Here is a 25064-nt window from a genome sequence, read left to right as displayed (position 1 = left end):
GAAGCAATTTTTTTATTGATGATAGACCCGAAAGGGCAGAATATTGTATAATTAAGGATAATGATGCCGTCGGTAGGTGAAAAAGCACCTGATTTCAGAGAAAAGGACCAGGATGGAAACTGGGTAAAATTGTCGGATTTTCGGGGAAGTAAACTCGTTTTGTATTTTTACCCCCAGGATGCAACTCCTACGTGTACCACCCAGGCCTGTAATCTGAGGGACAACTATGAGGCCCTGCTGAAGCAGGGGTACAAGATCCTAGGGGTGAGCCCGGATGACGAAAAATCACATCGGAAGTTCATCGCCAAATACGAGTTGCCATTTCCGCTTTTAGCAGATACTGAGCGGCGTATGATAGAGGCATACGGTGTTTGGGGCGAGAAAAAGATGTATGGCCGAACCTATATGGGCGTTTTTAGGACTACTTTTGTCATTGATGAGAAAGGAAAGATCCTGGAAATAATCTCAAAGGTAAAAAGTAAGGACCATACCAGTCAGATTCTGGGGTAACGGAGGTCTGAGCAATGAGGTGAGAGGATTACGGCTGGGTCGGGTTAATGCTTTTCATACAGGTAAAGTAAATCAGTTAGTTAGCAAATAAAGTAACCTATTTATAATGGAGATCAATCAGCTAAAAGATGTTGCCAGTCAGGTCCGCAGGGATATCGTCCGTATGGTTCATGGGTGCAAATCGGGCCACCCCGGCGGGTCGCTCGGGTGTACGGACTTACTAGTAGCCCTTTATTTCGAGAAGATGAAACTTGCGGAAAAGGACGGCAAGCCTGCATTTGAGATGGACGGAAAGGGAGAGGACCTGTTTTTCTTGTCAAACGGACATATTTCGCCGGTTTGGTACAGTGTGTTAGCGCGTCGTGGCTATTTTGACGTTTCGGAGCTTGGTACCTTTAGAAAATTGAACACACGCCTGCAGGGACATCCTACCACGCATGACGGTCTGCCCGGGGTCAGGATTGCTTCCGGCTCGCTCGGACAGGGTTTATCTGTAGCAATAGGCGCAGCGTTGGCTAAGAGACTGAATAAGGATGAGTCGAACGTTTTCGTCCTGATGGGCGACGGCGAGCAACAGGAAGGCCAGGTTTGGGAAGCGGCAGCGTTTGCGCCCCACCACAAAATGGATAAACTGATTGCCTTTATTGACTATAATGGCCAGCAGATTGACGGACCTACGATAAGCGTACTCGACAACCGGGATTTGGCAGAGAAATACAAAGCATTTGGATGGGAAGTGATTGAGCTGGCGAAAGGCAATGATATGCCGTCGGTTCTGGAAGGTATTGACCGTGCCCGCGCAGCTTCCGGGAAAGGAAAACCCGTTGCCGTAATTTTGCATACCGAAATGGGCTACGGTGTAGACTACATGATGGGAACACACAAATGGCATGGCGCGGCTCCCAATGATGAGCAGCTTGCAGTTGCCCTGGCACAACTACCGGAGACTTTAGGCGACTATTGAACCGGGGCATTCTCAAACCAATAATTGTTCACCCGTCAGGAGAACCGTTTAGCAGGTCCTGATTTTTTTTGAAACCGATCATGAAGAAGTATACATATACCGAAAAGAAAGACACCCGCTCGGGATTTGGCGCCGGGATGGAGGTCCTGGGAAATACAAATCCTAACGTAGTAGCACTTTGCGCCGACCTGGTGGCATCTCTGAAGCTGGAAGCCTTTATAAGGGACAATCCGGAGCGCTTTATCCAGACCGGTATCGCCGAAGCCAACATGATTGGTATTTCGGCCGGGCTTACAATTGGCGGGAAAATCCCGTTTGCATCCACATTTGCCAACTTTGCCACCGGCCGTGTGTACGACCAGATCCGGCAAAGCGTCGCTTATTCAGGCAAGAACGTAAAAATATGTGCGTCTCACGCGGGGCTTACGCTCGGCGAGGACGGGGCTACTCACCAGATACTGGAAGACCTCGGCCTGATGAAAATGCTGCCGCACATGACCGTGATCAATCCTTGTGATTATAACCAGACCAAAGCTGCCACCATCGCAATCGCAGACTACGAAGGACCAGTTTACCTTCGTTTCGGACGGCCCGTTGTCCCGGTTTTTACGCCTGCAGATCAGAAATTTGAAATCGGTAAGGCCTGGACGGTAAACGAGGGGAAAGACGTATCCATCTTTGCTACCGGCCACCTGGTTTGGGAAGCCATTCTGGCGGGTGAAATACTGGAGCAGGAAGGAATTGATGCTGAAATTATCAATATTCATACCATTAAGCCGCTTGACGAAGAAGCGATCCTGAAGTCTGCAGGGAAAACGAGAGCGGTAGTAACTGCAGAGGAGCACAACCGCCTGGGCGGTCTGGGCGACAGTGTGGCACAGGTTTTGATCAAGAATTTGCTGGTACCACAGGAGTATGTGGCTGTCAACGATAGCTTCGGGGAAAGCGGAACGCCTGACCAATTGATGCAGAAATATGGTCTGACGGCGCAGAATATTGTGGAAGCTGCACGGAAGGCTATTGCCAGAAGAGGGTAAGAATCGAAGCGGGTGGGCGGATAGAATTAATTCGCAAATCCTGTTAATTTTGCTGAAAGTTCAGAACTGCCAACGCAACAAACGTTGGCAGTTTATATATTAGGATGACCGACCAGGAATTACTAACACTTTTCAGGGCGGAAGGCGGTAAGACAAAAGCCTTCAATGAAATGGTCAAAAGGTACCACCAGAAAGTGTATTGGATGGTGCGGAAGATGGTCATTGATCACGACGACAGCAACGACGTGACCCAGGAAGTTTTTATTAAAGCCTGGAACGGTATTGACAGTTTTCGTGGCGAGTCGCAATTGTATACCTGGCTGTACCGGATCGCATCCAATGAATCGATTAATTTTTTAAATAAAAAAAAGCGGAAACTCCAGGTTCCTCTTGAAGACGTGGAAAGAGAGCTTGAAGACAAACTGGAGTCCGATCCGCTGATTGGCGGGGACGAAATCCAGCTCAAGCTGCAAAAGGCCCTGCTGAAATTGCCTGAAAAGCAAAGACTGGTATTTAACCTTAAATATTTTGAAGAGCTGCCTTACGACGAGATCTCGGAAATCACCGGTACTTCGGTGGGGGCCTTGAAGGCATCCTACCATTGGGCCGTCAAGAAGGTCGAAGATTTTTTAAACGGAGAAGATTAAACCTTGTACTTTTTAAAAAGTCTTACAAACGAATGCAATCGGATGCACAGGTGCCGGACAGCGTCTAATGCAATAAAATAGTTAAAGCGGAAATAATCATGGACGAACGCAAACGCATCAGTTTGGGAAATGTAGCGCGTAAACATCCTTTTCAGGTTCCGGAAGGTTACTTTGATACGCTCTCCTCGCAAATTATGGAAAATGCCGCCCGACTGGAAAACGAGGCGGGCACCAGGTCGCTTCCGGTTCCGCCGAAGCGTAATGTCTTCGGCAGTTGGTGGCGGGCTCCGGCGGTTGCAGCCAGTATCGCGCTGGTGGGCGGGCTGATTTGGTTTACTTTGCCGGTGCGGCAAGGTCCGCTCGGACCTGATGAGCTGGCCGCCGTAAGCGATGAGGCTATCCTGACCTACCTGGCGTCTCAGGACCTTGACTATGAATATCTCGCGAGCCAGGATGTAGTCCAGAAGGCATTTTCCGACGAGTCGACGCTTCTGCCGTTGCTGGATGAAGTGGACGAGTCGGTTATTCGCGAACAATTACTGGAAAACACGATGTATGATGAAGCTATATAATTACTTTTTCAAGAACCGGCGCGGGCCGAGGATTTTGCTGCTGATAGGTCTGCTGTGTACGGGGGCTTTGTCGGCCAGCGCACAGCGTTCCGAGGAAGAGATGCGCCAGATCCAGGACGCCAAAGTGAGCATGATCTCCAACCGGCTTAAACTCACCCCGGAGCAATCCGAAAAATTCTGGCCCATGTACCGGGAGTATTCGGAAAAAAGACGGGGTTTAAGGCGGGCTCAGCGGAAAATCATCAATCAAAGGCGCGACGGCGGCCTGACTGATAAAGCCGCTCTTGAAAATCTGAAGGAAGTACAGGAGCTCAAGCAGCGTGAGGTTGACCTGGAGAAACAGTACCAGGAGAAATTCCTGACGGTTATCACACCCTCCCAGCTTACTGAATTGGAAAGCGCAGAAAAGTCGTTTAACGATATGTTGCTGCAGCGCTTAGACCGGAAAAGGGAGTAACAGCGCCTCAGCAGTTATATCGGTAAGAAGCCGACAGCAGTTGAAAGAGTTCTTCTTTGACGGCTGTCGGCTTCCTTTTTTAAGCAAGCGTGGCGTCAAGGCTCAGATCAGCCTTCAGCAGCTTTGAAATAGGGCAATTTTCCTTTGCCGAAGCAGCAATCTTCTGGAATTCTTCGTTCGCGATGCTGTCTACTTTGGCTGTAAGAACAAGGTGACTCTTTACAACTTCGCCTTTTGCCGGATCAAGCGAGACCGTCGCCGCTACATTCAGCTCATCTGCGGTATATCCGGCAGCATTCAGATCAAAGCTGAGCTTCATGGCAAAACAGCCGGCGTGGGCGGCGGCTATCAGCTCTTCCGGGTTGGTGCCAATCCCCGATTCAAAGCGTGTGTTGAAAGAATATTGAACTTTGTCAAGAACGCCGCTTTGCGTGCTGACAGTCCCTTTTCCTTCTTTCCCGGTACCGTTCCAAATGGCATTCGCTTTCCTGTTGATCATAATCGTGGTAAGTTTGGTGAATGAATAAGTATTATACCGGTATCTGGAATGATCCAAATACCTATTTTTGTAAAAATACAAACGGAGAACCATTTGTCTATGGAATTCAAGAAAGCGGAGCGGCTGGAACACCTGAAATATGATATCAGAGGGCCGGTTTATCAGAAATCCCTTGAGCTGGAAAGCCAGGGCTACAAGATTATCAACTTGAATATCGGCAATCCGGCGGCTTTCGGTTTTGATTCCCCGGATGAAATCGTGCACGATATCATCATGAATATGCGGAATGCCCAGGGGTATTCCGACTCCCGCGGTATTTTTTCCGCGCGGAAAGCCGTGATGCATTATGCCCAGACAAAAGGTATAGAGGAGGTAGGCATTACTGATATTTTTATCGGAAATGGTGTAAGCGAGTTGATTTTGCTTTCGATGCAGGCGCTTTTGAACCCGGGTGACGAAATATTGATACCTTCCCCCGATTATCCGCTTTGGACCATGTCGGTCTCGTTGAGCGGTGGAGTGCCCGTTCATTACGAATGTGACGAAGCGGCTGACTGGAACCCCGATATCCAGGATATTCTTGCCAAGGTTACGCCGAGAACCAAGGGCATCGTGATTATTAACCCCAATAACCCTACCGGCGCCGTTTACAGCAAGGAAACCTTGCAGGCAATCGCTGAAATTGCCGAAACGCACAAGCTGATAGTTTTCAGTGATGAAATTTATGATAAAATACTTTTTGACGGCGCGGCGCACTACCCCACGGCAACCTTTGTCAAAGAAACGCTTTGCGTAAGTTTTGGCGGGCTGTCCAAGAACTACCGGTCAGCGGGGCTAAGAGGCGGATGGTTAATTCTCAGTGGAGCAAAACAATACGCAAAGTCTTATATTGAGGGGATTCTGTTCCTGGCCAGTGCGCGCCTGTGCCCCAATGTTCCTACCCAGTTTGGTATACAGACCGCGCTTGGCGGGCACCAGAGCATCAATGAGCTCGTGATGCCGGGCGGGCGCCTCTATAAACAAACCAACCTGATTTACGACAGGTTGACCGCCATCGACGGGATTTCATGTGTGAAACCCCGCGGAGCACTTTATTTGTTCCCGAAAATTGACCTGAGCAAGTTCGACATCCGTAATGACGATCAGTTTATCTATGATATGCTTGTCGAGCAAAAGGTACTGATGGTGCCGGGCAACGGGTTTAACTACAAAGGCAACGACCATTTCCGGATCGTTACCCTGCCGACGATCGACGAGATCAATGAGGCCATTGATCGTATAGAAGCTTATTTGAATTCCAAGCGAAGGCTGTCAGTCCCTGCGGCGGACGAAGTGCTCTCCTGAGCATCTGCTACTTGCTTCCTAAACCTCCGGTCTGCATCATGACGCAGGATTTGAAAGACTATGAACAGAAAAAGCAACGGCTTTTTCTGTTTTTATGCGGTTTATTTCTTACCAATGCACTGATAGCGGAGGTAGTGGGCTCGAAGATTTTTTCCGTAGAGCAATTGTTGGGGATGCCACCGGTCCAGATTCCCGTGGGCGGTCAAAAGCTCGATTTCAACATGACCGCAGGCGTCGTGAACTGGCCCATTGTATTCGTTACCTCCGACATTATCAATGAGTATTTCGGCAGGAAGGGGGTTAAGCAAATATCCTTCCTGACCGCCGGTTTTATCGTATACACTTTCGGGGTGATTTACATAGCTACTGCGTTGCCGCCTGCGCAGTTCTGGCTGGATGTGAATGCGGTCGACGACGCGGGGAATGCATTCAACATCAATGAAGCTTTCGCCAGGGTTTTCAGACAGGGAATGGGTATTATGCTCGGCTCCATTACTGCCTTTTTAATCGGGCAGCTCCTGGATATTTCGGTTTTTAACTGGCTGCGCAAAGCAACCGGAGGCCGGTACATCTGGCTTCGGGCGACCGGGTCAACCATGTTCTCACAACTGGTTGATAGTTTCGTCGTGATCGGGATTGCCTTTTATGTGTTTGGGGACTGGTCGCTCAAACAGATTTATGCGGTAGGGATGGTGAATTACTTTTACAAGGGCACGGTGGCAATCCTGCTGACGCCACTTCTTTACATCGCACATTTCCTGATAGACCGCTACCTGGGCGAGAAAAATGCCGAAAAGATGATCCGGGCCGCGGAAAAGTCTTCTTACCAATAAATAGCTGATCAATAAGATTCCTGCTCGTTGGGGAAGGATTGCGCCTTTACGTCTACCACATAATTGGAAATGGCGTCTTCGATCACGGTAGCGAGGTCGGCATATTGCCTGAGAAACCGGGGTTTAAACCCGCGGTTAATGCCGAGGAGGTCGTGCAGGACCAGGATTTGCCCGTCGGTATAGGGACCGGCCCCGATGCCTATGGTCGGGATTTTTATGCTTTCTGTGACTTCTTGGCTCAGTTTTGCCGGGATTTTCTCCAGGACGACAGCGAAGCAGCCTACTTCGTCGAGCATGGCGGCATCTTCTTTTAACTTCGCGGCTTCTGCTTCTTCACGTGCGCGTACCGTGTAGGTCCCGAATTTGTATATGGACTGGGGGGTAAGCCCCAAATGCCCCATTACAGGTACCCCGGCGCTTAATATTCTCGTAACCGATTCCCTGATTTCCACGCCGCCTTCAAGTTTGACCGCGTGGGCACCGGACTCTTTCATAATCCGTACGGCTGATTCGAGTGCTTTTGCCGAGTTTCCCTGGTAAGAGCCGAATGGCAGATCGACCACTACCAGCGCCCTTTTTACCGCGCGTACCACCGATGTTGCGTGGTAGATCATATGGTCAAGGGTAATGGGAAGGGTGGTCTCATTACCGGCCATTACATTTGAAGCGGAGTCTCCTACCAGGATAATTTCTACTCCTGCGGCATCCACCAGTTTTGCCAGAGAATAATCATAAGCGGTCAGCGATGAAATTTTCTCGCCGCGCATTTTCATTTCCTGGATGGTATGAGTGGTGATGCGTTTTACTTCTTTTTTATGAACAGACATGTTTCAGAGATCTAGATGGTAAAAGATAGCCTTTGGGGAGGTGTGGCAGAAGTGTTTGTTAACGCCTTATCAGCCAGGATTCGGGGTTGAGCTTGGTGGTGTTGCGCCATACCTGGAACTGTAGTTCCGATGTCCCTTCACCGTCGGTGGCTACCACTCCGATATTGTCACGGGCCTTTACCCGCTGGCCCGGTCGTACAGATGCCGAGCGTAATTTTGCATACACCGTCATATAATCCCCGTGTTGAATGGCCACTACATAGCCATAGCCGGGCATGCTGTTGACATCCAGCACGAGGCCGTCATAAACGGCCCTAACGGGCTCGCCGGCGTTGGTCTGGATGTCTACCCCCAGATTGTCAACAATAATTCCTTTTAAGACCGGGTGAGCCTGGCGCCCGAAGTGATCGGTTACGAAACCGCGGACCGGCCAGGGAAGCCTCGCCTTAGAAGCGGTAAAGGAAGAGGCCAGCTTGACTTCTTCGTCTGTCATGCCGCTTAAATCCAGTTTTTCGGCTTCTGTTTCGGGTTTAGGCGCTTCCCCGCGGGCTTCCCGTTCTGCACGTTCTCTTTCGGCTTTTTCCCGTGCGGCTTTTTCCCGGGCGAGGCGCTCACGACGTTCCCGTTCTATTATTTCCTTTAGGTTTTTTTCCAGCATCGCGGCCTGTTGCCTGCTTTTGGCCAGTTCGACACGCAGCTCTTTTTCCTGTTTGGAAAGCTCGGTTACTACCGTGTTTTTTTGTGTCTGCATGACGGTAAGCTTTTGCGCTTCCGACATCCTGTCGCTCAGAATTACTTTTTGCTGGTCTTTCTTAGAGGTAATGCGTGATTGCTGGGCCGCTATTTGAACTTTCAAAGCTTCCATTTGTGAAGCCTGGTTTTGTCGGGCGTCGGTATATTGTTTGAGGTATTTGTACCTTAGCACAAACTGGTTGAAAGTATTTGCCGAAAAAAGAAAGATCAGGTTATTGAGGGTGTTCATCCGCTTGGATGCCTCGTAGATCATTTTGGCGTACTCTTTTTTTAGCTTTTCCAGGTCCTGGTCAAGCTTTCTACGCTCAATTCCGAGCGTGTGAAGTTCATTGTCAAGTAATTTGAGGTCGTCGTTCAGCAGGCCGATTTGTTTTTGTTGCGCTGTAATCTGCGAATTGATCACCTGCAGCTGCTTCATATTGACGTTCTTCTGGGAAGAAGTCTTTTTGAGTACGCTTTGTATCTGTTTGATCTTGTCCTGGTTCGCTTTTTTGTCTTTCTCCAGCTGTTCGCGGTTGGTTTGTCCGAGAGCGGCACCGAAAAAGCCGACTGACAGGGTAGCGCACAGAAGGAACAGGCTTATCAGCTTTTTATAAAAATGCATAGGGCAGAAGACCTCCTTGTTTTTTGGCAAAGTTAATCAGGTTTTAAAATTAAAAGGCTTTTTTGTAGTTAATTGGAACCTGAAAGGGGAACACCAGGGCGCTGTCCGTTATACTGACGCTGGTGTGCTGGAGACGTATGGCAATCTGTTGGGCCGATTCCGACCGTGTATGGGGTTTGACGGACAGGTTCAAGGTCACTTTGTAGGGGATTGAACGTGCGTCTACCGTTAAAAAATCGTCAAAATTGGCTATGGCCCGGTTATTTGTCTTGAGGTCTATTGCTTCCATGCTCCTGGTTTTTCCTATTGCCTGCTCTATGACGTTGTAAACGGCCAGAAAACCATCGTCCTGCCTGACGAAGACCTTTCCGGGTTGTTCCCTGACCGAAAATTTTTGCGAGGGGTACCGGGGGATTTCCCCGAGGAAGAAACTCTGTAATAACGGATAGTCCAGGGGGAAACCCAGCTTACCCGCGAGCGTGGCATAGTTGGCGTCAAGGTAGATCTTATTTACCCTGTCGATGATCCGCACACCTTCGACCGAAATAATACCCCGAAGTACTTCGAGCCCGAGTACGCTGGCCGAAAGCCATATGGCGCTGTCTTTTTTTACCCGGAACGATACCCCCGCATTGTCAATATTCTGCCGTTGGCTGGTTATCCAGATTTTAGAACGTGTAGTGAGGTGCCCGAACGGGGTCTGGTCCCAGAGACTGTCCGGAAGCGAATCAACCCGGGTGAAGGTGTCTTCCGGGGTGGTGAGCGAAGGTAGTTTCTGGGGTTGACGGCGCTTACAGCCGGTCAACAGGGCTGCTATAAGGAGGGCATAAACAATAAGTTGCTTAGTCATATACGGTGCCTGAAGCAATTTTCTTGTCGATATTGGCGCTTTTTTCGCCCATTTCCCTGGCTTTTTTCCATTGTTGTATCGCCCGGTCACGTTCGCCGAGTTTGGACAGCACATCGCCATAGTGCTCGAGAATGGTTGCGCTTATATTTTTGGGGTCCTGCAAGGCTTTTTCGAGGTATGTTTTAGCCCCCTGATAGTCTTTCTGCATATACAGTACCCATGCATGTGTATCCAGGTAGGTTGCATTGCCGGGGTATTTTTTGACCAGCTTTGCCGACATCTCATTCGCCTTATCCAGCTTTTCTTTCCTGAGCGAAAGAAAGTAGCTGTAATTGTTCAGGACATGGTCATTTTCCGGATCTGCCTTGAGCACAAATTCATAAGCCTCGTCCGATTTTTCGTGCGCTTTTACGCCATTATAGGCATCGCCCAATTGTGCATAAATATGCTTTTGCATGGTTGGGTTGCTGTTTACGAGCTTCTTACTCTCCTCCAGGGCGGAAACGGCCTCCTGGTAACTCTTTTTAACCAGGTTGGCGGTTCCGTTAAAGAACCAGAAAACGCCCTGGTTGGGGAAGACTTCGAGCGCGTTTTCAGAATGAACCAACAGGCTGTCAAAGTCGCCCAGTTCCAGGTCCATTTGTAACAAGGCAGCCCACACTTCGTAGGTAGACCCGTTGAGGCGCGCCGCTTTGGCGTATGAATCCCTGGCTTTTTGCTTTTGGTTGGTTTGCACCAACAGATCGCCATACCAGGCATATAGGTTGGGCTCATTGGGGTGGGTTTCAATGAGTAATTTCAACAGGTGAATTGCGTCGGACCGGTCATCGTTTGCTTTCAGCATTGCCAGATAGCCCTTCATCACCATGATTTTCGGGGAAAGGTCGAAATTGGGATTGCTGAATACCAGTTGAAGCTCACGGTTGCACTTCTCTGTTTCTCCGTTCCTGCGGTAGATATCTGCCAGCAGGAGATGGGCCTGGGCTTCATCCGGGTTGATACGGAGCGCTTCCTGGAGAACAGGAGTCGCCTTGTCGAGCATATTGTTGGCGCTGTACAATTCAGCGAGCTCCACATAGTAGTAGGATTCGCCGGGGTCCGAATCAATCAGTTTTTTTGCTTCATCGATAGCTTTGTCGAGTTTGTTCTGTCGGAGGTAAAGCTTCTGCTTTTCCTTAGAGATTTCCTCGGTTACGCCGATGTTCTTTTCCAGCCGGTCATAGGCAGAAATGGCTTTTTCCAGCTCGTCTGAGAAAAAATAGACAGCGGCCAGCTCCATATTGTACTGGAGATTGTTCGGGTCGATTTTTAGTATTTCTTCATAGACTACCGCCGCTTCTTTGTATTTTTTCTGGGTTGCCAGGTTTTCGGCCAAAAACTTTCCAAAATATACGTTGCTCTTATCCAGCGCATACGCCCTTTTTGCGGATTCAATGCCGTCAGGTTTATTGAGCTTGATCTGTGCGGTCGCCAGCAAATAATGAGCGGTCGCACTTTGAGGAGCCTGACCGGCCAACTCTTCAAAAATCGCCAGTGCACGGTCCGTTTCTCCCCGCACCATGTACTTCATACCCTCTATGACCAATTCTTCTTCACTTCTGAGCGAAGATGTTTTTTGGGTGGCAGCAGCGTTTTCGGTTTCTGTTTTTTTCTTCTTTTCCGTTTTTTGCCCTTGAACCGGCAAAATCCCTGCAAAGGCACAAAACAGTACCAGCAGCAGCCTGGAGTGGCTTCCGGTTAAACTAAAAAAAGAACCGGCCGGACCTTCTGTGCGCATTGCTGGGGAGTACCGATTGGAAGGACAGGCAGGTGAAATAGCTGTATGTGAATTTTTGCGATAAAACATTATGATTACGCGGCGCAAATTCAGAGCGATCAGGCTCAGTACACCCTCTTTCGTTTGAAAACAAATATAACAATAGCTCGACAGAAATCTTTATTTATTTCCTTCTTGTCGGCTACGGGCTCAAGTGCCATGCGTTGAGTTATACTTATGCAATAACGAAGAAGTGATTGGCAAACGTATGAGAAGGTCTTAATAGGAGGGGTGTCGTGAGGCTTTGCTGTACAAACGGAAATGGCCTATTCGTGTATTCTGTACAACAAAGTTTCAGATGGCTGATAATGGAACGCATGGCTTCTGTTGAATGGGTATCCAAAGAACAGCCTTCGACAGGCTCAGGCGCCGTCCGGATGGTGCCTGCCGGATGGCGCCTGCCGGATGGGGCCTGAGCTCGTCGAAGGCTGCCTACCGGATGGCGCCTACCGGATGGCGGATGCCGGATGGCGCCTGAGCTCGTCGAAGGCTGCCTACCGGACCGCTGCCACCCGGACGGCGGGTGAGCCCGTCGAACCCCTTTAACACAATCTGCCGGATGTCTGATCTTCAACCAGGTCAAAAGCTAAAGGTTGTTTATTTAAATCAAAGCCAGCCAGCGCCGCTTCGCTCGAATTTGTGGCATAGAAGCCGGGTAAGGAAATAAAAAAGCGCCCTTTTCGGGGCGCTTGCGGGATCAATATTCGTCTTCGTTGAAAAAGAAGTCATCTTTGGTCGGATAATCCGGCCAGATCTCTTCAATGCTTTCATAGGGTTGGCCATCGTCTTCGAGCTCCTGTAAGTTCTCCACTACCTCGAGCGGGGCACCTGTACGAATGGCGAAGTCAATCAGCTCATCTTTGGTAGCCGGCCATGGGGCATCCTCCAGGTAGGAGGCAAGTTCAAGTGTCCAGTACATATTGTTAAAACTTTAAATATGTTTCGAAATTTGGAGTGCAAAAGTAGAAAAAAAATGTTGCCGTCAAAATTTTGAAGCTTTTTATTGAGGATTAATTTTTTACCGGAAAATTGTGAGAATTTTGGTCATTAAATTCTTGAAAAACAAATGGTTTCTTTACTTGGCAAATCCTATGTTGGTTGAAGTATGTGCTTATTCTCTGGAGTCGTGCCAGAATGCGGAAAACGCCGGAGCCGGAAGAATTGAGCTTTGTGCCGGGCTTGGCGAGGGAGGTACTACGCCGAGCACCGGCTTGCTGCTCCAGGTCAGGCAGCACGTTAAAATTCCGGTGTATGCGATGATCCGTCCGAGGGGCGGGGATTTTGTTTACGATGAAAGGGAGATTGAGACCATGTTTACGGATATAGAACAGGTCAGAAAAGCAGGAGCAGACGGTATCGTAGTAGGTGCGCTGCTCCCGGACGGGACGGTGGACGTGGCGCTGACGAAATCGTTGGTACAGGCAGCAGGACCGCTGGGGGTGACTTTCCACCGGGCTTTTGATCTCACGCCCGACCCTAAAGCCGCGGTAGAGGCGATAATAGCAGCCGGGGCGGAGCGGATTCTGACTTCCGGACAGCACGCAAACGTAGACCTGGGATTGGAAACGCTGCGGCGGGTAGTCGCCTACGCGGCCGGCAGGATCGAAATTATGGCAGGCGGGGGGGTAAAGCAATCCAATGTGGAGCAATTGATTGCCGCCGGTGTGAACTGTATCCACTTGACTGGCAAGGCTTTCCGGAAGGGTAGGCAGGTGTTTTTCCCGGAATCCGTTTCCATGGCGGGCGAGCAACCCGACGAAAGATCGGTGATGTACAGCGATCTCTCGGTGTTGACGGAGGTGGTAAAAAGAGCGGGCGGAAGGTAATCGAAAGAAAATAAGCCTATTGTTCTTTTAACAAATTACTATATTTGCGCCTTGCTAAAATAATCATAACTATAATAACATTTTTACCGTGAATTCTAATACTTCATTGATATGGAATGTGTTGCTGACACTTGCTGTTGGGACGTTGTTCTTTTTGCATTTCAATGGCAAAAAAAGCGGAGGCAGCTTTTCGGCTTCTGATTCTACGTCATTGGCGGGCCGTCGGATCGTGTATGTGCAGGTAGATTCACTTCTGAGCAAGTACGAATACTTCAAAGAGGTGCGCAAGGATCTGGAGAACCGTCGCTACAAGCTGGATTACGAATTGAATAACCGGGGGAAGTCGTTGGAAAACGAAATTGCATTTTTCCAACAGAAAGCGCCTACCATGTCGATGGAGCAGGGAAGGTCCGTAGAAGAGCAGCTCATGAAGAAACAACAGGATTTCGTTCAATACAGGGAGCGTGAGGCCCAGAAACTGGCTAAGGAAGAACTGGACAGGAATGAAGAGTTGTATTCGCAAATCTATGAGTACATCGACCGCTATAACCAGGAAAACGAATTTGAATTTGTGTTGGGGTATTCAAAAGGAGGTGGAATTCTTTACGCGAACAAGGAATTGGACGTTACCGAAAAAGTGTTGAATGGCCTTAACGAGGAGCACCGTAGCAAAAAGAAAGATTCAGGCGATAAGGAAGCGCCTAAAGATTCTACTGCAGGCAAAAAGAAGTAAACGGCGGGCGTTGACTCCGCCCTGTGAAATCGCCTCTGCATCGCGCAGAGGCGATTTTTTTTTTGCCTGAAATTGATTTTTGGTGCTGGTCTGCAGAAAAATGATTATTATGGATTACAGATTTTAATTGGACCTACAGGCATCTCCGCAATGGAACTTTACTACTCCTTTTCAATTCTCATTGTTCTTACCGCAATTTTCTCCTATATCAACGAACGCTTTTTAAAACTGCCTTCGACCATCGGGATCATGCTGATGGCCATGGTGGGGTCTATTGCCGTAGTGCTTTTCGGGACGATTTACCCCCACCTGTTCGAAGAATTTTCAAGTTTTATTTACAGGCTTGATTTTACCGACGTGCTCATGGGGGCCATGCTGAATTTCCTGCTTTTTGCCGGCGCCATTCATGTAAAGTTGTCGGACCTGAGAGAGCAGAAGGGGCCGGTCGTAGTATTTTCGACCGTCAGTGTTTTGATTTCAACGTTTGTAGTAGGCCTTCTCCTGTATCACATTTTGCCTTTGGTGGGGCTTTCGGCCCCGCTGATAGAATGCCTGGTTTTTGGAGCGCTGATTTCACCTACCGATCCTATTGCTGTATTAGGAATTCTCAAAAAAGTAGGCGTTTCGAAATCCCTTGAGACTAAGGTGGCCGGGGAGTCTCTTTTTAACGACGGAATGGCAGTCGTCGTTTTTGTAGTGTTGCTTCAATTGGCACAGGGTAAAGAAATGGACTTGTCGTTTGCAAATGTTACCTGGCTGTTTGTCAAAGAGGCGCTGGGTGGTATCGCCCTCGGTATTGTGCTGGGGTTGATCGGGGTGAGAGGAATGAAGAAAATCGACAGCCATAACGTTTCGGCCATAATAACGCTCGCTATTGTGATGGGGGGATACCTGGTGGCGCGTTCGATGCATATTTCCGGACCGCTCGTCATGGTGGCGTCCGGTCTGGTGGTGGGCAACGTCTCCAGGCGCGACGACGTACTTTCGGTAACAGCGCGCGATTACCTGAACAAGTTCTGGGAGCTGATCGACGAGATTATGAATGCCATTTTGTTCCTGATTATAGGTTTTGAGCTGATATTGATCCGGGACATTACCGATTATTGGCTGATCGGGGTAATATCGATTGCGCTGGTCCTGTTTGCGCGATGGATATCGATCTGGATCCCGACAAAGATCATTCCGTTCAAAACGAAGTTTAACAAGGAGACAGTAAGGATACTGGTTTGGGGAGGCCTCAGAGGCGGCGTTTCAGTGGCCCTGGCACTTTCGATTGATGAACGGCTGCACAAGGAGCTCTTTTTGTCTATCACTTATGTTATTGTTGTATTCTCCATTTTTGTACAGGGACTTACCATCGGGAAGGTAGTGAAGAAGGTTAGTGAAGGTGGAGAGTAGGCTTGATGTTTGTGAAGGTGGTGTGACAGGAGGAGGGGTGGGGATGGAATACTGAGTGGATGTAGCCGGATGGTCCTGCCGGCCGGTCATCCTGAGAAAGAAGTTTTTTTGCCAAAACACCTTGTAGCGGAGATGACAAATAGATGTTGTCAATGGGAGTCAATGGTAGCCGGAGGCTACCACCCGGACGGTCATCCTGAAGCGGAGCGCAGCGGAGTCGAAGGATCTCCTGTTGCTATAAAAAAGCCCTCTGAAAGGGATTGAGTGCAGGAAGCGGGAGATCCCTCCGCTACGGTCGGGATGACCCTCCGGTCGGAGCGGCGCCAAACCTGTTGTTGTCAATGGTAGCGCATCTTCCGGATGGTCATCCTGAGCGGAGCGCAGCGGAGTCGAAGGATCTCCTGTTGCAAGAAAAAAGCCCGTTGAAAGGGATTGGGTGCAGGGAGCGGGAGATCCCTCCGCTGCGGTCGGGATGACCCTCCGGTTGGAGCGGCGCTAAACCTGTTGTTGTCAATGGTAGCGCATCTGCCGGAGGGTCATCCTGAAGCGGAGCGCAGCGGAGTCGAAGGATCTCCTGTTGCTATAAAAAAGCCCTCTGAAAGGGATTGGGTACGGGGAGCGGGAGATCCCTCCGCTACGGGATGACCGTCCGGTTGGGATTACCGTCCGGATGGAATGACCTTCCGGTCAAGTGGTCGCCCTTGTTGTGATCAATAAACAGTGAAGCCGGGGAATCTCCGTAACTAAAAAGGAAATTCCCCGGCTTCGCTGTTATTGACGCATCTATGCGCAGTTAGTTCAGCTATTGGGCGCTTGCAAGGGCCGATGCCGCATCGCCGTCAACGAACCAGTGCAATTCGCCGTTTTCCGGTTTGATGATTTGTGACGGGTACAGGTCAACGTTGCGATCGCCGTTGACAACCTGCTTCAATACTTCCGCCTTGTTTTTCCCGGCGGCCATGAAGGCAACTTTTGAGGCACGGTTGACAACTGGTGCTGTCAGTGTGATACGGTACATCGACTGGGCATCCAGGTAGAAAGCGGTTACCCACTTTTCGTTTTCATGCACAACTGCGGTACCCGGGAAAAGTGAAAGCGTGTGGCCGTCATCACCCATACCGAGCAGCACGAGGTCAAACGTGGCGCCTTCGTTACCGAAATAAGCGCTCAGCGCCTCGGTGTACTGCTCTGAAGAGGCTTCCGGGTTCAGGCTGGTATCCATTACGTGAATGTGGTCACGGCTCGCCGGAACCTTGTCCAACAACTCTTCGAAAGCCATTTTTGCGTTGTTCCGGCTGTCTTCGAAAGGTACAAACCGCTCATCGCCCCAGAAGAAATGAAGCTTTTCCCAGGGAATGTTGTTGCGGTAGGCTTCAGAGGCCAGTAACTGATACAGCTGCTTGGGGGTATTTCCGCCGGAGAGAACCAGCGTATACCGGTCTTTCGTTTTCAGGACTTCAGCGATATCCTGCTGTATAAAATCGGCCAGCTCCCGGCTCAACGCGGCGGTATCGGCCGCGACATGCATTTTCATCTGGATGGTTGGTTTAAGCGGCGAGGTGTGGGCCGTCAGGTTACCAAGCGCGTAAATCGGGCTACACCGACGCACACCTCGACCCTCACGACTTACACCTCACCACTACATTTAATTTTCCGACTGCAGCACATTTACCCAGTGCCGGTCTTCTTCTTCGATTAGCTGATCGGCTGCGAGGGGCCCCCAACTGCCGGGCTGGTAGTTCGGGAAGTCAGCAGCTTTGTTCTTTTCCCAATGACTCAGGATGGGCATAATCACTTCCCAGGCAGCCTCCACCTGGTCGCCACGCATGAACAGCGTGGGATCGCCTTCCAGGGCGTCCAGCAAAAGTGTTTCGTAAGCTTCGGGCGCATTTTCACCCGCTGCCGTGTAGTCAAAAGCCATTTCCACGGGATCGAGTTTCATCGTCTGGCCGGGTCGTTTGACCTGGAACCTGATCCTGATATCCATATTGGGCTGAATCGAAATGGTGAGCCGGTTGGACTTCCAGTTTTCGGCAGCCTCGTGGGGGAAAGTATTGTGGGGGGGCGATTTGAACTGGATAACGACGTGAGTTTCCTTCATATGAAGGCTTTTGCCGGTCCGTACAAAGAACGGAACGCCCTGCCAGCGCCAGTTGTCAATGAAGAACCGTGCCGCCGCGTAGGTTTCCACGTTGGAGTCAGCGGCTACGCCTTTCTCGTCACGGTAGGCCAAAACAGGTTTCCCGTTGTTGCTTCCCGCGCCGTACTGGCCCCTGACCGCATTTTCGGCTACTTCCGCGTCGGTATACCGGCGCAATGCATTCAGAACGTCCAGGTTTTTATTCCTGATTTCGTTGGCTTCAAAAGATACGGGCGCTTCCATTGCAATCATGCAAAGGATCTGGAGAATATGGTTTTGTACCATATCACGAAGTGCACCCGACTGCTCGAAATATCCGCCGCGGCCTTCTACGCCCACACTTTCAATGGCGGTGATTTGGATGTGGTCAATGTAGTTCCGGTTCCAGATCGGCTCAAAAAGGGCATTGGCAAAGCGCATCATCAGGATGTTCTGGACCGTTTCCTTACCGAGATAATGGTCAATCCGGAAAATCTGTTCTTCCGCGAAGAGTGAGCGCAGTTGGGTATTCAGCTCGCGTGCGCTCTTCAAGTCATGGCCGAAGGGCTTCTCAACCACAATGCGGGAAGTAGTCTTGTCTGCGCAAATGTCAAGCTTGCCAAGGTTACTGGCGATGGCCGGTACCAACTGGGGAGCTACTGCAAGGTAAAATACCACATGTGGCCGGACGCCCCATTCTTCGGTTTTGTCATGGACGATCCGGGCAATTTTCTGATAGTCTTCAGCCTTGTCGCCGTCCATTTGGAGGTAGGCAATGTGTCGGCTGAAAGCTTCCCATTTTCCGTTGATTTCTTCTTTTCGCCTTGAGAACTGCTTTACACCGTCCAGGAGATGCCCGCGAAAACTCTCGTCATCATATTGGCTTCTTCCGATACCGCTGATAAGGAATTGTTCCGGCAGCCAATCGTCCAGGAAGAGATTGTAAAGTGCGGGCGTTAATTTTCTATGATTAAGGTCCCCGCTTCCACCAAAAATAAAGAGGATGGAAGCCGGGGGATGATTACTCGCGTTCATACGACGTTTTTTCAGCTGTTCCACTCCGTGTGGAATGTGCCAGGGATGTCAATACGTTGGTAGGTATGCGCACCGAAAAAGTCGCGTTGCGCCTGAATGAGGTTAGTAGGCAGGTACGCCGTACGGTAGGCATCGAAATATCCGAGTGAGGCGGTATGAGCGGACACCGGGATACCTGCTGTTATGGCTTTTGCCAGGAGTTTCCTGGTGTTACCGACAGATTGTCCGATCAGGTCGGCAATCTGGGAGCTAAGCAGGATATTGGGAAGGTCCGGAGAAGAATTGTACGCTGCCGTGAATACTTCGAGCAACGAAGACCGGATGATACATCCACCTCTCCACACGCTTACCACCCGGGTAAGCGGAATGTCCATTTCAAGCTCTCTTGAGGCCTGATAAAGCATAGAAAGCCCTTGTGCGTAGCTGATGATGGTACCGAAATACAGCGCATCATGTACGAGTTGGATAGCTTCTTCTTTGCTGAGGCCAAGGTCGGCGTTGTCTCTCGGGTAAACTTTCGCTGCGGCAACACGCTCGTCTTTGTACCCGGAGATGGTACGGCCTGCAACTGCTGCGTCAATGGTCGGGATTGCGACGGGCAGGTTCATGGCATCCTGGGAAGTCCATTTCCCGGTTCCTTTTGATCCGGCTTTGTCCGAAATCACATCTACCAGGTGTTTGCCGGTCTGGTCGTCTTTTTGAAGGAAGATGTCGCGGGTAATTTCCACCAGGAAAGACTGGAGATCGCCGTCATTCCATTTTTTGAAAACCTCGTGAAGTTCCTCGTTGCTGAGGCCGGCCGCTTTCAGGATCGAATAGGATTCGCTGATCAGCTGCATGATCCCGTACTCGATGCCATTGTGTACCATTTTCACATAATGACCTGCGCCGCCTTTTCCAAGGTAGTCTACGCAAGGTTCGCCATGCACTTTGGCGGCTACTGCCTCCAGGATCGGTTGCAGGCTTTTGTAGGCCTTTTCTGAGCCGCCTGGCATCAGGCTGGGGCCTGTACGGGCTCCCTGCTCGCCGCCGGATACACCTACGCCGATGAAGTTAAAACCCTTTCCTTCCACATATTTAACACGGCGAAGCGTGTCTGTGAAATGAGAGTTTCCCCCATCGATAATAATATCATCACTGTCAAGATGCGGAAGCACCTGCTCGATTACTTCGTCAACCGGCGCTCCTGCAGGTACGAGCAACATGATTTTGCGTGGTGTTTTAAGACGGGCAATCATTTCACCCAGGTCCGTTACACCATCCACCACCGTACCTTCGGTAGCTGCCGCTCTGAGCGCGGCTATTTTTTCTTCGCTTCTATTGAAGGCTATCGCTGAGTAGCCATGATCAGCCATGTTGAGCAGAAGGTTTCTACCCATTACACCCAGGCCAACCAAACCAAAATCAAATTTGTTTACCGACATATTTTTAGGGTTCTGTAACACAAAAGAAAGTGCAATATTAGTGGATTTAATTTTTGGGATGTCAGAAAATGGCGCGCTAACTTTCAGGAATTGGAGTGAAATCCTAAAAACTCCATTTTTTTGTCGTTAAAATGCCCGCCATAGGGCGGGCATCCGGGCGGAAAAAAACGCCTTTGTTAAAATCGGAATACTGACAGCGCTTCGAAAAGCCGGTGGATCAATCCAGTAAAGGGGAAACTCCATTAGTTAGAATGGCGGCTACATGCCCGGCTACTGCCGCTTCAAACCCGGGAAAGGCGCAAAGGTCTATACCCCAAAGACCGGAGTCGGACAATACCGAGTTGACCAGTCCGGCCGGGTCAGTGCTCCATGTTTGCCATTTTTCATAGAAATAAGGGGCGGAATCGCACCTGATCTGGTATTCTTCACCGTTTCGCAGACCGAAATACCGGCCGTCCTGCTGACTGGTCGCCCGCATAAAAACGAGATAGGCCGCGAACCCGATCGCAAACCTGGCCGGGACCGACCGGTTTTCCCGGTAGTGTTCCACGAGCGTCGGGATATTCCGCATTTTCATTTTTGCGGTGTATTGCACCGTAATGTCCAGCAAAAGGTGCCGGATAAATGGATTGCGGAAGCGGTCGAGTACCTGGTTGCCGAACGGGATATATTGGGCTGCGTCTACGTCATAAGGAATTGCCGGGCCTATTTCGTCGAGCATAAGCCGGGTCGTGAAGTTCTCCAGCGCGGGAGCTTCCATGCTTTCGCGAACCGTGTTCTTCCCGAAGAGGTAAAACAGTCCCACACTCAGTGTATGCGTACCATTCAGGAGCCGCAGCTTTAATTCCCGGTAAATGTCAATGTTGGGTGCTATGATGACGCCATTGTCGGTCCGGGCAAAGGTTAGCTTGGACTTAACATGCTCACCCCCCTCAATTGCCCACAGCCTGTAGGGTTCAGACATGATGAGCAGGTTGTCGTCATAGCCCTGCACGGTGGCTATCGAGGCGCGTACTTCTTCTGACGGTTTCCCGGGGACAATCCGGTCGACCAGTGAGCTGCAGAAATGGTTGCCCGTTTCCAGCCAGTCAATAAAACCGGCGCCCAGCTCTGCCCGGCGGGCATGTTCCAGCACAATGCTTTTCAGGAGTTTTCCATTGTCCGGGAGTAGCTCGGTGGGGATAATTACCACCCCTTTTTCAGGATCATTTCCGAAAACCTCGAAACGTTTGTAAAGGAGCGCGGTAAGTTTGCCGGGGAATGAGGCCGGCGGGTTGGCCGTTAACTGGTCTTCCACCAATTGGATACCCACTTCGGTAGTATTGGAAATGATCACTTCCAGGTCGGGGCTCGCCGCCACCGCAAGCAACTGGTCCCATTCCGTAGCGGCGAAAAGCGTACGGCTGATAGCCGAATTGATCAGCGTTTCACTGACCGGTTGACCGTTTTCAATACCACGGATGGCGTGGGTATACAAGCTTTGCTGCTCTTTGAAGGCATCGCCGCCGGCAGCTTGAGTAGACTTTACGACTACAATGCGGCCATTGAAAACGCCGTTCCGATTCGCTTTATCGATAAAATAGTCAGGTAGTCCCCGCAAAAGCACGCCTGTGCCAAATTGGATTACTTTTTCCGGAAGACGGCTGATCTGTTCATACTCAGGCAGTAACCCGGGGTCTTTTTGCAACAATTCCGGAGATAGCAATGGTAAACTCATGACTTGATTGAAATTTTTATTGATAAGGACGTCAATTCGGGGGCTTTACCCTTAGCGAAACCGGCGCCAATCTGTCGCCTTGACTTAAAATTATCGGGATGAAGTGCGCGTATACTCATTTTTTATGCCGGGGTTTTTTGTTCCCGGCATAAAAAGCCGGGCTACGTCCCGCCGACCTGAAATTTTGGCCCGACAGGTTGGGGCGCCTTCCGCGCTTTAGTGTTAATTTTGGCCTTTGCGCAAAAACGTCGGGCGTAAAGCTGCGGGATGGCGCGGAGGTATAAAACTTCCGCCTGACGAAGGGTGCTTCAATTTGACTAAACAAGAAAATGGCCGAAAATAGAACAGAAATAGCCGAATTGGGAGAATTTGGACTGATCAACCGACTGGCCGCCTCATTTTCCAACCAGCTTTCCAGTACGGTAAAAGGGATAGGCGACGACGCAGCGGTTATAGACCTGGGCGAAGATTACGGGTTACTGACCACCGATATGCTGGCGGAGGGCATCCATTTTGACCTCACGTTTCACCCGCTCCGGCACCTGGGCTACAAGGCCATTGCCGTCAATGTATCCGACATTGCCGCCATGAACGGAACCCCGCAGCAGGTGGTTGTTTCACTGGGCTTGAGCAACCGGTTTTCGGTAGAGGCTGTAGAAGAACTTTATAAGGGTATCAGGTCGGCCTGTGACGATTACAAGGTTGACCTCGTAGGGGGGGATACCACCGCATCAAAAAGCGGGTTGATTATTTCTGTCAGCGTTTTCGGGAGAGTGGCGAAGGACAAGATTACCTACAGAAGCACCGCCGGTGCCAATGACATTCTTTGTGTAACCGGCGATCTTGGCGGCGCTTATATCGGCCTGCAGATCCTCGCTCGCGAGAAGCAGGTTTTCCAGGCAGACAGCAACATGCAACCCGATTTTGAAGGCAAGGAGTATGTACTTCAACGCCAGTTAAAGCCTGAAGCAAGAATGGATGTGGTGTACGAACTTGCCGAGGCGGGGGTAGTGCCGACGGCGATGATTGATGTTTCAGACGGACTTTCCTCCGAGATCCATCATATTTGCGTCCAGTCGGGAACCGGCGCTGTGGTATTTGAGGAAAATGTGCCGATAGATGACCAGACTGTTTATGAGGCGTCAGCGCTTAATCTCGGGCCCATTACGGCGGCAACCAACGGCGGCGAAGATTATGAGCTGCTTTTTACCATTAAGCCGGAGGATCACCCCAAATTGAAAAATAATCCGAAAATTACCTTCATAGGCTATCTGACTGCGGACAAAGGCAAAATCCTGCTACGGACCAAAAGCGGAACCGTGCTGCCCATGCAGGCGCAGGGCTGGCAACACCTGAGTTAGAGATTGGTGATCTCAAACTGATCGGCATCCAGATAGGCCGGGAAGCGTGCGCGGTAATCCTGAAGAGACTGAAGCGACAGGTCCACAGTATCGATGCGCGAATCTCCTTTAAGATTCAGCATTTCCTGACCCAGAAAATCCAGCACCACAGAACCGCCGGCGTGACCGGTCCCTTTGTTGTCGAATCCTACCCGGTTGACGCCTGCTACGTAGCTGAGGTTTTCTATTGACCTGGCTTTCAGTAAAGTATCCCAGGCGAAGGAGCGGGCTGCCGGCCAGTTTGCTACGTAAATGAGCAAGTCGTACGGGTCTGTTCCGCTGTTGCGGCTCCACACAGGGAAACGCAGGTCGTAACATACCAGCGGCCGGATTTTCCATCCTTTCCATTCCACCGTGATCAGCTCGTTGCCGGCGGTATAGATATCGTTTTCTCCGCTCATCCGGAACAAATGGCGTTTGTCGTAGTATTGATATTGCCCGTCCGGCGCCACTGCCATCAGGCGATTGAAAAACCGGGCGCCGTCGCGCGCGATAAAGCTCCCGATCGTCAGTGCCCCGGTGTTAAGCGCGACCTGCCGCATCCAGCGCGTAGTAACGAGGTTGAGCGGTTCTGCAAGTTTTTCAGGCTCCATTGAAAAGCCTGTGGAAAACATTTCGGGCAGAATAATAACGTCTGCGCCTGTTTCGTGCGCGGCAATTTTTTCTTCGAGCGCGGCCAGATTAGCCGGGATGTCCTCCCAAAACAAATCAGTTTGAACGAGCGCAAGGCGAAGGTGGTTGCCGGTTTCCATTTATGCTGAATTTACAGGGGCCGGGATTATTTTCGGAGATGAAATTTCATTTTGTAATCTGCATCGACAATTCCCTTCGAAATGTTGGTCAATCTTTTTTTGATCATCTGTTTCTTGAGGGCCGGCAGGTAATCGACAAAGAGCTTTCCTTCCAGGTGATCGTACTCGTGCTGGATAATGCGGGCTGCAATGCCGGTGAACACCTCTTCATAAGTATTGAAATCGGTGTCCTGGTACCTGATTTTAACCTCAGCGGGCCTCAGCACGTCGGCCCTGAGACCCGGTATGCTCAGGCATCCCTCTTCAAATGCCCATGGCTCGCCCGATTCTTCCAGGATCTGCGGATTGATAAAAACCTTTTTAAAGCCGACCAACTCCGGGTGTTCCAATGGCTCATCGTCGTCGCCCTCCTCCTCGTCATCGCCTGCCATCGGGCTGCCGTCCACAACAAAAATGCGGATATCCAATCCCACCTGCGGGGCTGCAAGCCCGACACCGGAAGCATTGTACATGGTTTCAAACATATTCTCGGCTATGGCCTTGATATCAGCCTCACCTTGCTCGACAGGGCGGGTAACTTTCCTGAGAATGGGATCGCCGTAGGCGATAATCGGGTAAATCATTTTGACTATATATTGAATCTCTGGCTGCAAATTTCGACATTATGTTTAAAAAGAACGAAGGTTTTACCGAATTACTATTACCTGGCACCGGAAAGGTGAGGCCGATTCCCGTGTTGAAATTGAAAATAACTTGCTGCGTGAAGGTGGTCCCTGACCCGGTAATTGCAGTATACTAATAACAATAATAGCGTGGCGCTATTTTACCTTAATCAATCAAGTGAAGTATTAAAAAACGAAATAGCCATGCGTCGTAAGGTCTTAGCGGCAGACAGACCGTAGTCATCCTAACCAGTGAACCGGTAGTCTGACCACCCGCCTAATCCC

At 50.3% G+C, this 25064-nt stretch carries 28 protein-coding genes; 16 read left to right on the top strand and 12 right to left on the bottom strand.

Features of this window, described 5'->3' with window-relative positions; all coding sequences use genetic code 11:
- Window positions 1-60 precede the first annotated feature (60 nt).
- The 6 genes from bcp (at window position 61) to ABD852_RS11030 (ending at window position 4187) form a co-directional block, all read left to right on the top strand.
- The gene (gene bcp / locus ABD852_RS11055; protein WP_345028663.1) at window positions 61-510 is read left to right on the top strand and encodes a thioredoxin-dependent thiol peroxidase; all 450 of its coding nucleotides are present in this window, start codon (window positions 61-63) and stop codon (window positions 508-510) included.
- A gap of 106 nt (window positions 511-616) precedes the next feature.
- Window positions 617-1474, top strand: coding sequence for a transketolase (locus tag ABD852_RS11050; protein WP_345028662.1), 858 nt, complete (start codon window positions 617-619; stop codon window positions 1472-1474).
- 80 nt (window positions 1475-1554) lie between these two features.
- Window positions 1555-2511 carry a transketolase family protein gene (locus ABD852_RS11045; protein WP_345028661.1) on the top strand — a complete coding sequence of 319 codons (957 nt, stop codon included), beginning with the start codon at window positions 1555-1557 and terminating at the stop codon, window positions 2509-2511.
- 104 nt (window positions 2512-2615) lie between these two features.
- On the top strand, window positions 2616-3158 hold the full coding sequence (locus ABD852_RS11040; protein ID WP_345028659.1) for an RNA polymerase sigma factor: 543 nt from the start codon (window positions 2616-2618) through the stop codon (window positions 3156-3158).
- Window positions 3159-3256: 98 nt separating this feature from the next.
- A complete protein-coding gene (locus ABD852_RS11035; RefSeq protein ID WP_345028656.1) occupies window positions 3257-3730 on the top strand; it encodes a hypothetical protein in 474 nt (157 codons plus the stop codon).
- The gene (locus ABD852_RS11030; RefSeq protein ID WP_345028654.1) at window positions 3714-4187 is read left to right on the top strand and encodes a Spy/CpxP family protein refolding chaperone; all 474 of its coding nucleotides are present in this window, start codon (window positions 3714-3716) and stop codon (window positions 4185-4187) included. Before ABD852_RS11035 ends, ABD852_RS11030 begins: the two co-directional genes overlap by 17 nt.
- A gap of 79 nt (window positions 4188-4266) precedes the next feature.
- Here the strand turns inward: ABD852_RS11030 and ABD852_RS11025 are convergent, their stop codons facing one another.
- The gene (locus tag ABD852_RS11025; RefSeq protein ID WP_345028652.1) at window positions 4267-4686 is read right to left on the bottom strand and encodes an OsmC family protein; all 420 of its coding nucleotides are present in this window, start codon (window positions 4684-4686) and stop codon (window positions 4267-4269) included.
- A gap of 99 nt (window positions 4687-4785) precedes the next feature.
- Here ABD852_RS11025 and ABD852_RS11020 point away from each other — a divergent pair, with 99 nt between their 5' ends.
- A complete protein-coding gene (locus ABD852_RS11020; protein WP_345028744.1) occupies window positions 4786-6030 on the top strand; it encodes a pyridoxal phosphate-dependent aminotransferase in 1245 nt (414 codons plus the stop codon).
- Between the two features lie 38 nt (window positions 6031-6068).
- Window positions 6069-6863, top strand: coding sequence for a queuosine precursor transporter (locus ABD852_RS11015; RefSeq protein WP_345028651.1), 795 nt, complete (start codon window positions 6069-6071; stop codon window positions 6861-6863).
- Between the two features lie 8 nt (window positions 6864-6871).
- Here ABD852_RS11015 and panB read toward each other — a convergent pair whose 3' ends face one another.
- Genes panB through ABD852_RS10995 form a run of 4 tightly spaced genes read right to left on the bottom strand, consistent with a single transcriptional unit; the run spans window position 6872 to window position 11674 of the window.
- Window positions 6872-7690 carry a 3-methyl-2-oxobutanoate hydroxymethyltransferase gene (panB, locus tag ABD852_RS11010; protein ID WP_345028650.1) on the bottom strand — a complete coding sequence of 273 codons (819 nt, stop codon included), beginning with the start codon at window positions 7688-7690 and terminating at the stop codon, window positions 6872-6874.
- Between the two features lie 58 nt (window positions 7691-7748).
- Window positions 7749-9077 carry a murein hydrolase activator EnvC family protein gene (locus tag ABD852_RS11005; RefSeq protein WP_345028649.1) on the bottom strand — a complete coding sequence of 443 codons (1329 nt, stop codon included), beginning with the start codon at window positions 9075-9077 and terminating at the stop codon, window positions 7749-7751.
- Window positions 9078-9096: 19 nt separating this feature from the next.
- Window positions 9097-9897: a lipoprotein insertase outer membrane protein LolB1 gene (gene lolB1, locus ABD852_RS11000; protein ID WP_345028648.1), complete on the bottom strand. Its 801-nt coding sequence runs from the start codon at window positions 9895-9897 to the stop codon at window positions 9097-9099.
- On the bottom strand, window positions 9890-11674 hold the full coding sequence (locus ABD852_RS10995; protein ID WP_345028647.1) for a tetratricopeptide repeat protein: 1785 nt from the start codon (window positions 11672-11674) through the stop codon (window positions 9890-9892). The genes lolB1 and ABD852_RS10995 overlap by 8 nt, the downstream gene beginning before the upstream one ends.
- A 366-nt stretch (window positions 11675-12040) precedes the next feature.
- Between ABD852_RS10995 and ABD852_RS10990 the strand changes: the two genes are divergently transcribed.
- The gene (locus ABD852_RS10990; RefSeq protein WP_345028646.1) at window positions 12041-12259 is read left to right on the top strand and encodes a hypothetical protein; all 219 of its coding nucleotides are present in this window, start codon (window positions 12041-12043) and stop codon (window positions 12257-12259) included.
- A 151-nt stretch (window positions 12260-12410) separates the two neighbouring features.
- Here the strand turns inward: ABD852_RS10990 and ABD852_RS10985 are convergent, their stop codons facing one another.
- Window positions 12411-12632, bottom strand: coding sequence for a DUF2795 domain-containing protein (locus tag ABD852_RS10985; protein ID WP_013927448.1), 222 nt, complete (start codon window positions 12630-12632; stop codon window positions 12411-12413).
- A gap of 172 nt (window positions 12633-12804) precedes the next feature.
- On the opposite strand from ABD852_RS10985, the gene ABD852_RS10980 reads away from it, so the two are divergent.
- The 6 genes from ABD852_RS10980 to ABD852_RS10955 all read left to right on the top strand — a co-directional run bounded on the left by ABD852_RS10980 (window position 12805) and on the right by ABD852_RS10955 (window position 16315).
- Window positions 12805-13539, top strand: a complete 735-nt coding sequence (locus ABD852_RS10980) for a copper homeostasis protein CutC (RefSeq protein ID WP_345028639.1) — start codon at window positions 12805-12807, stop codon at window positions 13537-13539.
- A gap of 88 nt (window positions 13540-13627) precedes the next feature.
- Window positions 13628-14272, top strand: a complete 645-nt coding sequence (locus ABD852_RS10975; protein ID WP_345028638.1) for an OmpH/Skp family outer membrane protein — start codon at window positions 13628-13630, stop codon at window positions 14270-14272.
- A gap of 150 nt (window positions 14273-14422) precedes the next feature.
- A complete protein-coding gene (locus tag ABD852_RS10970) occupies window positions 14423-15670 on the top strand; it encodes a cation:proton antiporter (protein WP_345028636.1) in 1248 nt (415 codons plus the stop codon).
- Between the two features lie 132 nt (window positions 15671-15802).
- Window positions 15803-15934 (top strand): hypothetical protein, encoded by a 132-nt coding sequence (locus ABD852_RS10965; RefSeq protein WP_345028634.1) that lies wholly within the window; start codon window positions 15803-15805, stop codon window positions 15932-15934.
- Window positions 15935-16011: 77 nt separating this feature from the next.
- Window positions 16012-16146: a hypothetical protein gene (locus ABD852_RS10960; protein WP_345028632.1), complete on the top strand. Its 135-nt coding sequence runs from the start codon at window positions 16012-16014 to the stop codon at window positions 16144-16146.
- 37 nt (window positions 16147-16183) lie between these two features.
- Window positions 16184-16315 carry a hypothetical protein gene (locus ABD852_RS10955; protein WP_345028630.1) on the top strand — a complete coding sequence of 44 codons (132 nt, stop codon included), beginning with the start codon at window positions 16184-16186 and terminating at the stop codon, window positions 16313-16315.
- A gap of 157 nt (window positions 16316-16472) precedes the next feature.
- Here ABD852_RS10955 and pgl read toward each other — a convergent pair whose 3' ends face one another.
- The 4 genes from pgl to ABD852_RS10935 form a co-directional block, all read right to left on the bottom strand.
- Window positions 16473-17204: a 6-phosphogluconolactonase gene (gene pgl, locus ABD852_RS10950; RefSeq protein WP_345028627.1), complete on the bottom strand. Its 732-nt coding sequence runs from the start codon at window positions 17202-17204 to the stop codon at window positions 16473-16475.
- A gap of 111 nt (window positions 17205-17315) precedes the next feature.
- Window positions 17316-18824, bottom strand: coding sequence for a glucose-6-phosphate dehydrogenase (zwf, locus tag ABD852_RS10945; RefSeq protein WP_345028625.1), 1509 nt, complete (start codon window positions 18822-18824; stop codon window positions 17316-17318).
- Window positions 18825-18835: 11 nt separating this feature from the next.
- On the bottom strand, window positions 18836-20248 hold the full coding sequence (gene gndA / locus ABD852_RS10940) for an NADP-dependent phosphogluconate dehydrogenase (protein ID WP_345028623.1): 1413 nt from the start codon (window positions 20246-20248) through the stop codon (window positions 18836-18838).
- Window positions 20249-20465: 217 nt separating this feature from the next.
- Window positions 20466-21965: a tagaturonate reductase gene (locus tag ABD852_RS10935; protein ID WP_345028622.1), complete on the bottom strand. Its 1500-nt coding sequence runs from the start codon at window positions 21963-21965 to the stop codon at window positions 20466-20468.
- 329 nt (window positions 21966-22294) lie between these two features.
- Here ABD852_RS10935 and thiL point away from each other — a divergent pair, with 329 nt between their 5' ends.
- Entirely contained in the window at window positions 22295-23326 is a 1032-nt protein-coding gene (gene thiL, locus ABD852_RS10930; RefSeq protein WP_345028619.1) for a thiamine-phosphate kinase, read from the top strand.
- Here thiL and ABD852_RS10925 read toward each other — a convergent pair.
- Both ABD852_RS10925 and def read right to left on the bottom strand, forming a co-directional pair.
- Window positions 23323-24117 carry an amidohydrolase gene (locus ABD852_RS10925; protein ID WP_345028618.1) on the bottom strand — a complete coding sequence of 265 codons (795 nt, stop codon included), beginning with the start codon at window positions 24115-24117 and terminating at the stop codon, window positions 23323-23325. The two genes, thiL and ABD852_RS10925, sit on opposite strands and share 4 nt — an antisense overlap.
- A 26-nt stretch (window positions 24118-24143) precedes the next feature.
- On the bottom strand, window positions 24144-24740 hold the full coding sequence (gene def / locus ABD852_RS10920) for a peptide deformylase (RefSeq protein WP_345028617.1): 597 nt from the start codon (window positions 24738-24740) through the stop codon (window positions 24144-24146).
- Between the last annotated feature and the right edge of the window lie 324 nt (window positions 24741-25064).

The sequence above is a fragment of the Ravibacter arvi genome (assembly GCF_039540405.1).
GTDB classification, from domain to species: Bacteria; Bacteroidota; Bacteroidia; order Cytophagales; family Spirosomataceae; genus Ravibacter; species Ravibacter arvi.
The sequence above is the reverse complement of the archived record's forward strand: the minus strand, read 5'-3'. Positions and strand labels throughout refer to the sequence as shown.

Coding starts and splice junctions, on each gene's coding strand:
- bcp (WP_345028663.1), top strand. CDS start 61: ATGATGCCGTCGGTAGGTGAAAAAGCACCTGATTTCAGAGAAAAGGAC.
- ABD852_RS11050 (WP_345028662.1), top strand. CDS start 617: ATGGAGATCAATCAGCTAAAAGATGTTGCCAGTCAGGTCCGCAGGGAT.
- ABD852_RS11045 (WP_345028661.1), top strand. CDS start 1,555: ATGAAGAAGTATACATATACCGAAAAGAAAGACACCCGCTCGGGATTT.
- ABD852_RS11040 (WP_345028659.1), top strand. CDS start 2,616: ATGACCGACCAGGAATTACTAACACTTTTCAGGGCGGAAGGCGGTAAG.
- ABD852_RS11035 (WP_345028656.1), top strand. CDS start 3,257: ATGGACGAACGCAAACGCATCAGTTTGGGAAATGTAGCGCGTAAACAT.
- ABD852_RS11030 (WP_345028654.1), top strand. CDS start 3,714: ATGATGAAGCTATATAATTACTTTTTCAAGAACCGGCGCGGGCCGAGG.
- ABD852_RS11025 (WP_345028652.1), bottom strand. CDS start 4,686: ATGATCAACAGGAAAGCGAATGCCATTTGGAACGGTACCGGGAAAGAA.
- ABD852_RS11020 (WP_345028744.1), top strand. CDS start 4,786: ATGGAATTCAAGAAAGCGGAGCGGCTGGAACACCTGAAATATGATATC.
- ABD852_RS11015 (WP_345028651.1), top strand. CDS start 6,069: ATGACGCAGGATTTGAAAGACTATGAACAGAAAAAGCAACGGCTTTTT.
- panB (WP_345028650.1), bottom strand. CDS start 7,690: ATGTCTGTTCATAAAAAAGAAGTAAAACGCATCACCACTCATACCATC.
- lolB1 (WP_345028648.1), bottom strand. CDS start 9,897: ATGACTAAGCAACTTATTGTTTATGCCCTCCTTATAGCAGCCCTGTTG.
- ABD852_RS10995 (WP_345028647.1), bottom strand. CDS start 11,674: ATGCGCACAGAAGGTCCGGCCGGTTCTTTTTTTAGTTTAACCGGAAGC.
- ABD852_RS10985 (WP_013927448.1), bottom strand. CDS start 12,632: ATGTACTGGACACTTGAACTTGCCTCCTACCTGGAGGATGCCCCATGG.
- ABD852_RS10980 (WP_345028639.1), top strand. CDS start 12,805: ATGTTGGTTGAAGTATGTGCTTATTCTCTGGAGTCGTGCCAGAATGCG.
- ABD852_RS10970 (WP_345028636.1), top strand. CDS start 14,423: ATGGAACTTTACTACTCCTTTTCAATTCTCATTGTTCTTACCGCAATT.
- ABD852_RS10965 (WP_345028634.1), top strand. CDS start 15,803: ATGACAAATAGATGTTGTCAATGGGAGTCAATGGTAGCCGGAGGCTAC.
- ABD852_RS10960 (WP_345028632.1), top strand. CDS start 16,012: ATGGTAGCGCATCTTCCGGATGGTCATCCTGAGCGGAGCGCAGCGGAG.
- ABD852_RS10955 (WP_345028630.1), top strand. CDS start 16,184: ATGGTAGCGCATCTGCCGGAGGGTCATCCTGAAGCGGAGCGCAGCGGA.
- pgl (WP_345028627.1), bottom strand. CDS start 17,204: ATGAAAATGCATGTCGCGGCCGATACCGCCGCGTTGAGCCGGGAGCTG.
- zwf (WP_345028625.1), bottom strand. CDS start 18,824: ATGAACGCGAGTAATCATCCCCCGGCTTCCATCCTCTTTATTTTTGGT.
- gndA (WP_345028623.1), bottom strand. CDS start 20,248: ATGTCGGTAAACAAATTTGATTTTGGTTTGGTTGGCCTGGGTGTAATG.
- ABD852_RS10935 (WP_345028622.1), bottom strand. CDS start 21,965: ATGAGTTTACCATTGCTATCTCCGGAATTGTTGCAAAAAGACCCCGGG.
- thiL (WP_345028619.1), top strand. CDS start 22,295: ATGGCCGAAAATAGAACAGAAATAGCCGAATTGGGAGAATTTGGACTG.
- ABD852_RS10925 (WP_345028618.1), bottom strand. CDS start 24,117: ATGGAAACCGGCAACCACCTTCGCCTTGCGCTCGTTCAAACTGATTTG.
- def (WP_345028617.1), bottom strand. CDS start 24,740: ATGATTTACCCGATTATCGCCTACGGCGATCCCATTCTCAGGAAAGTT.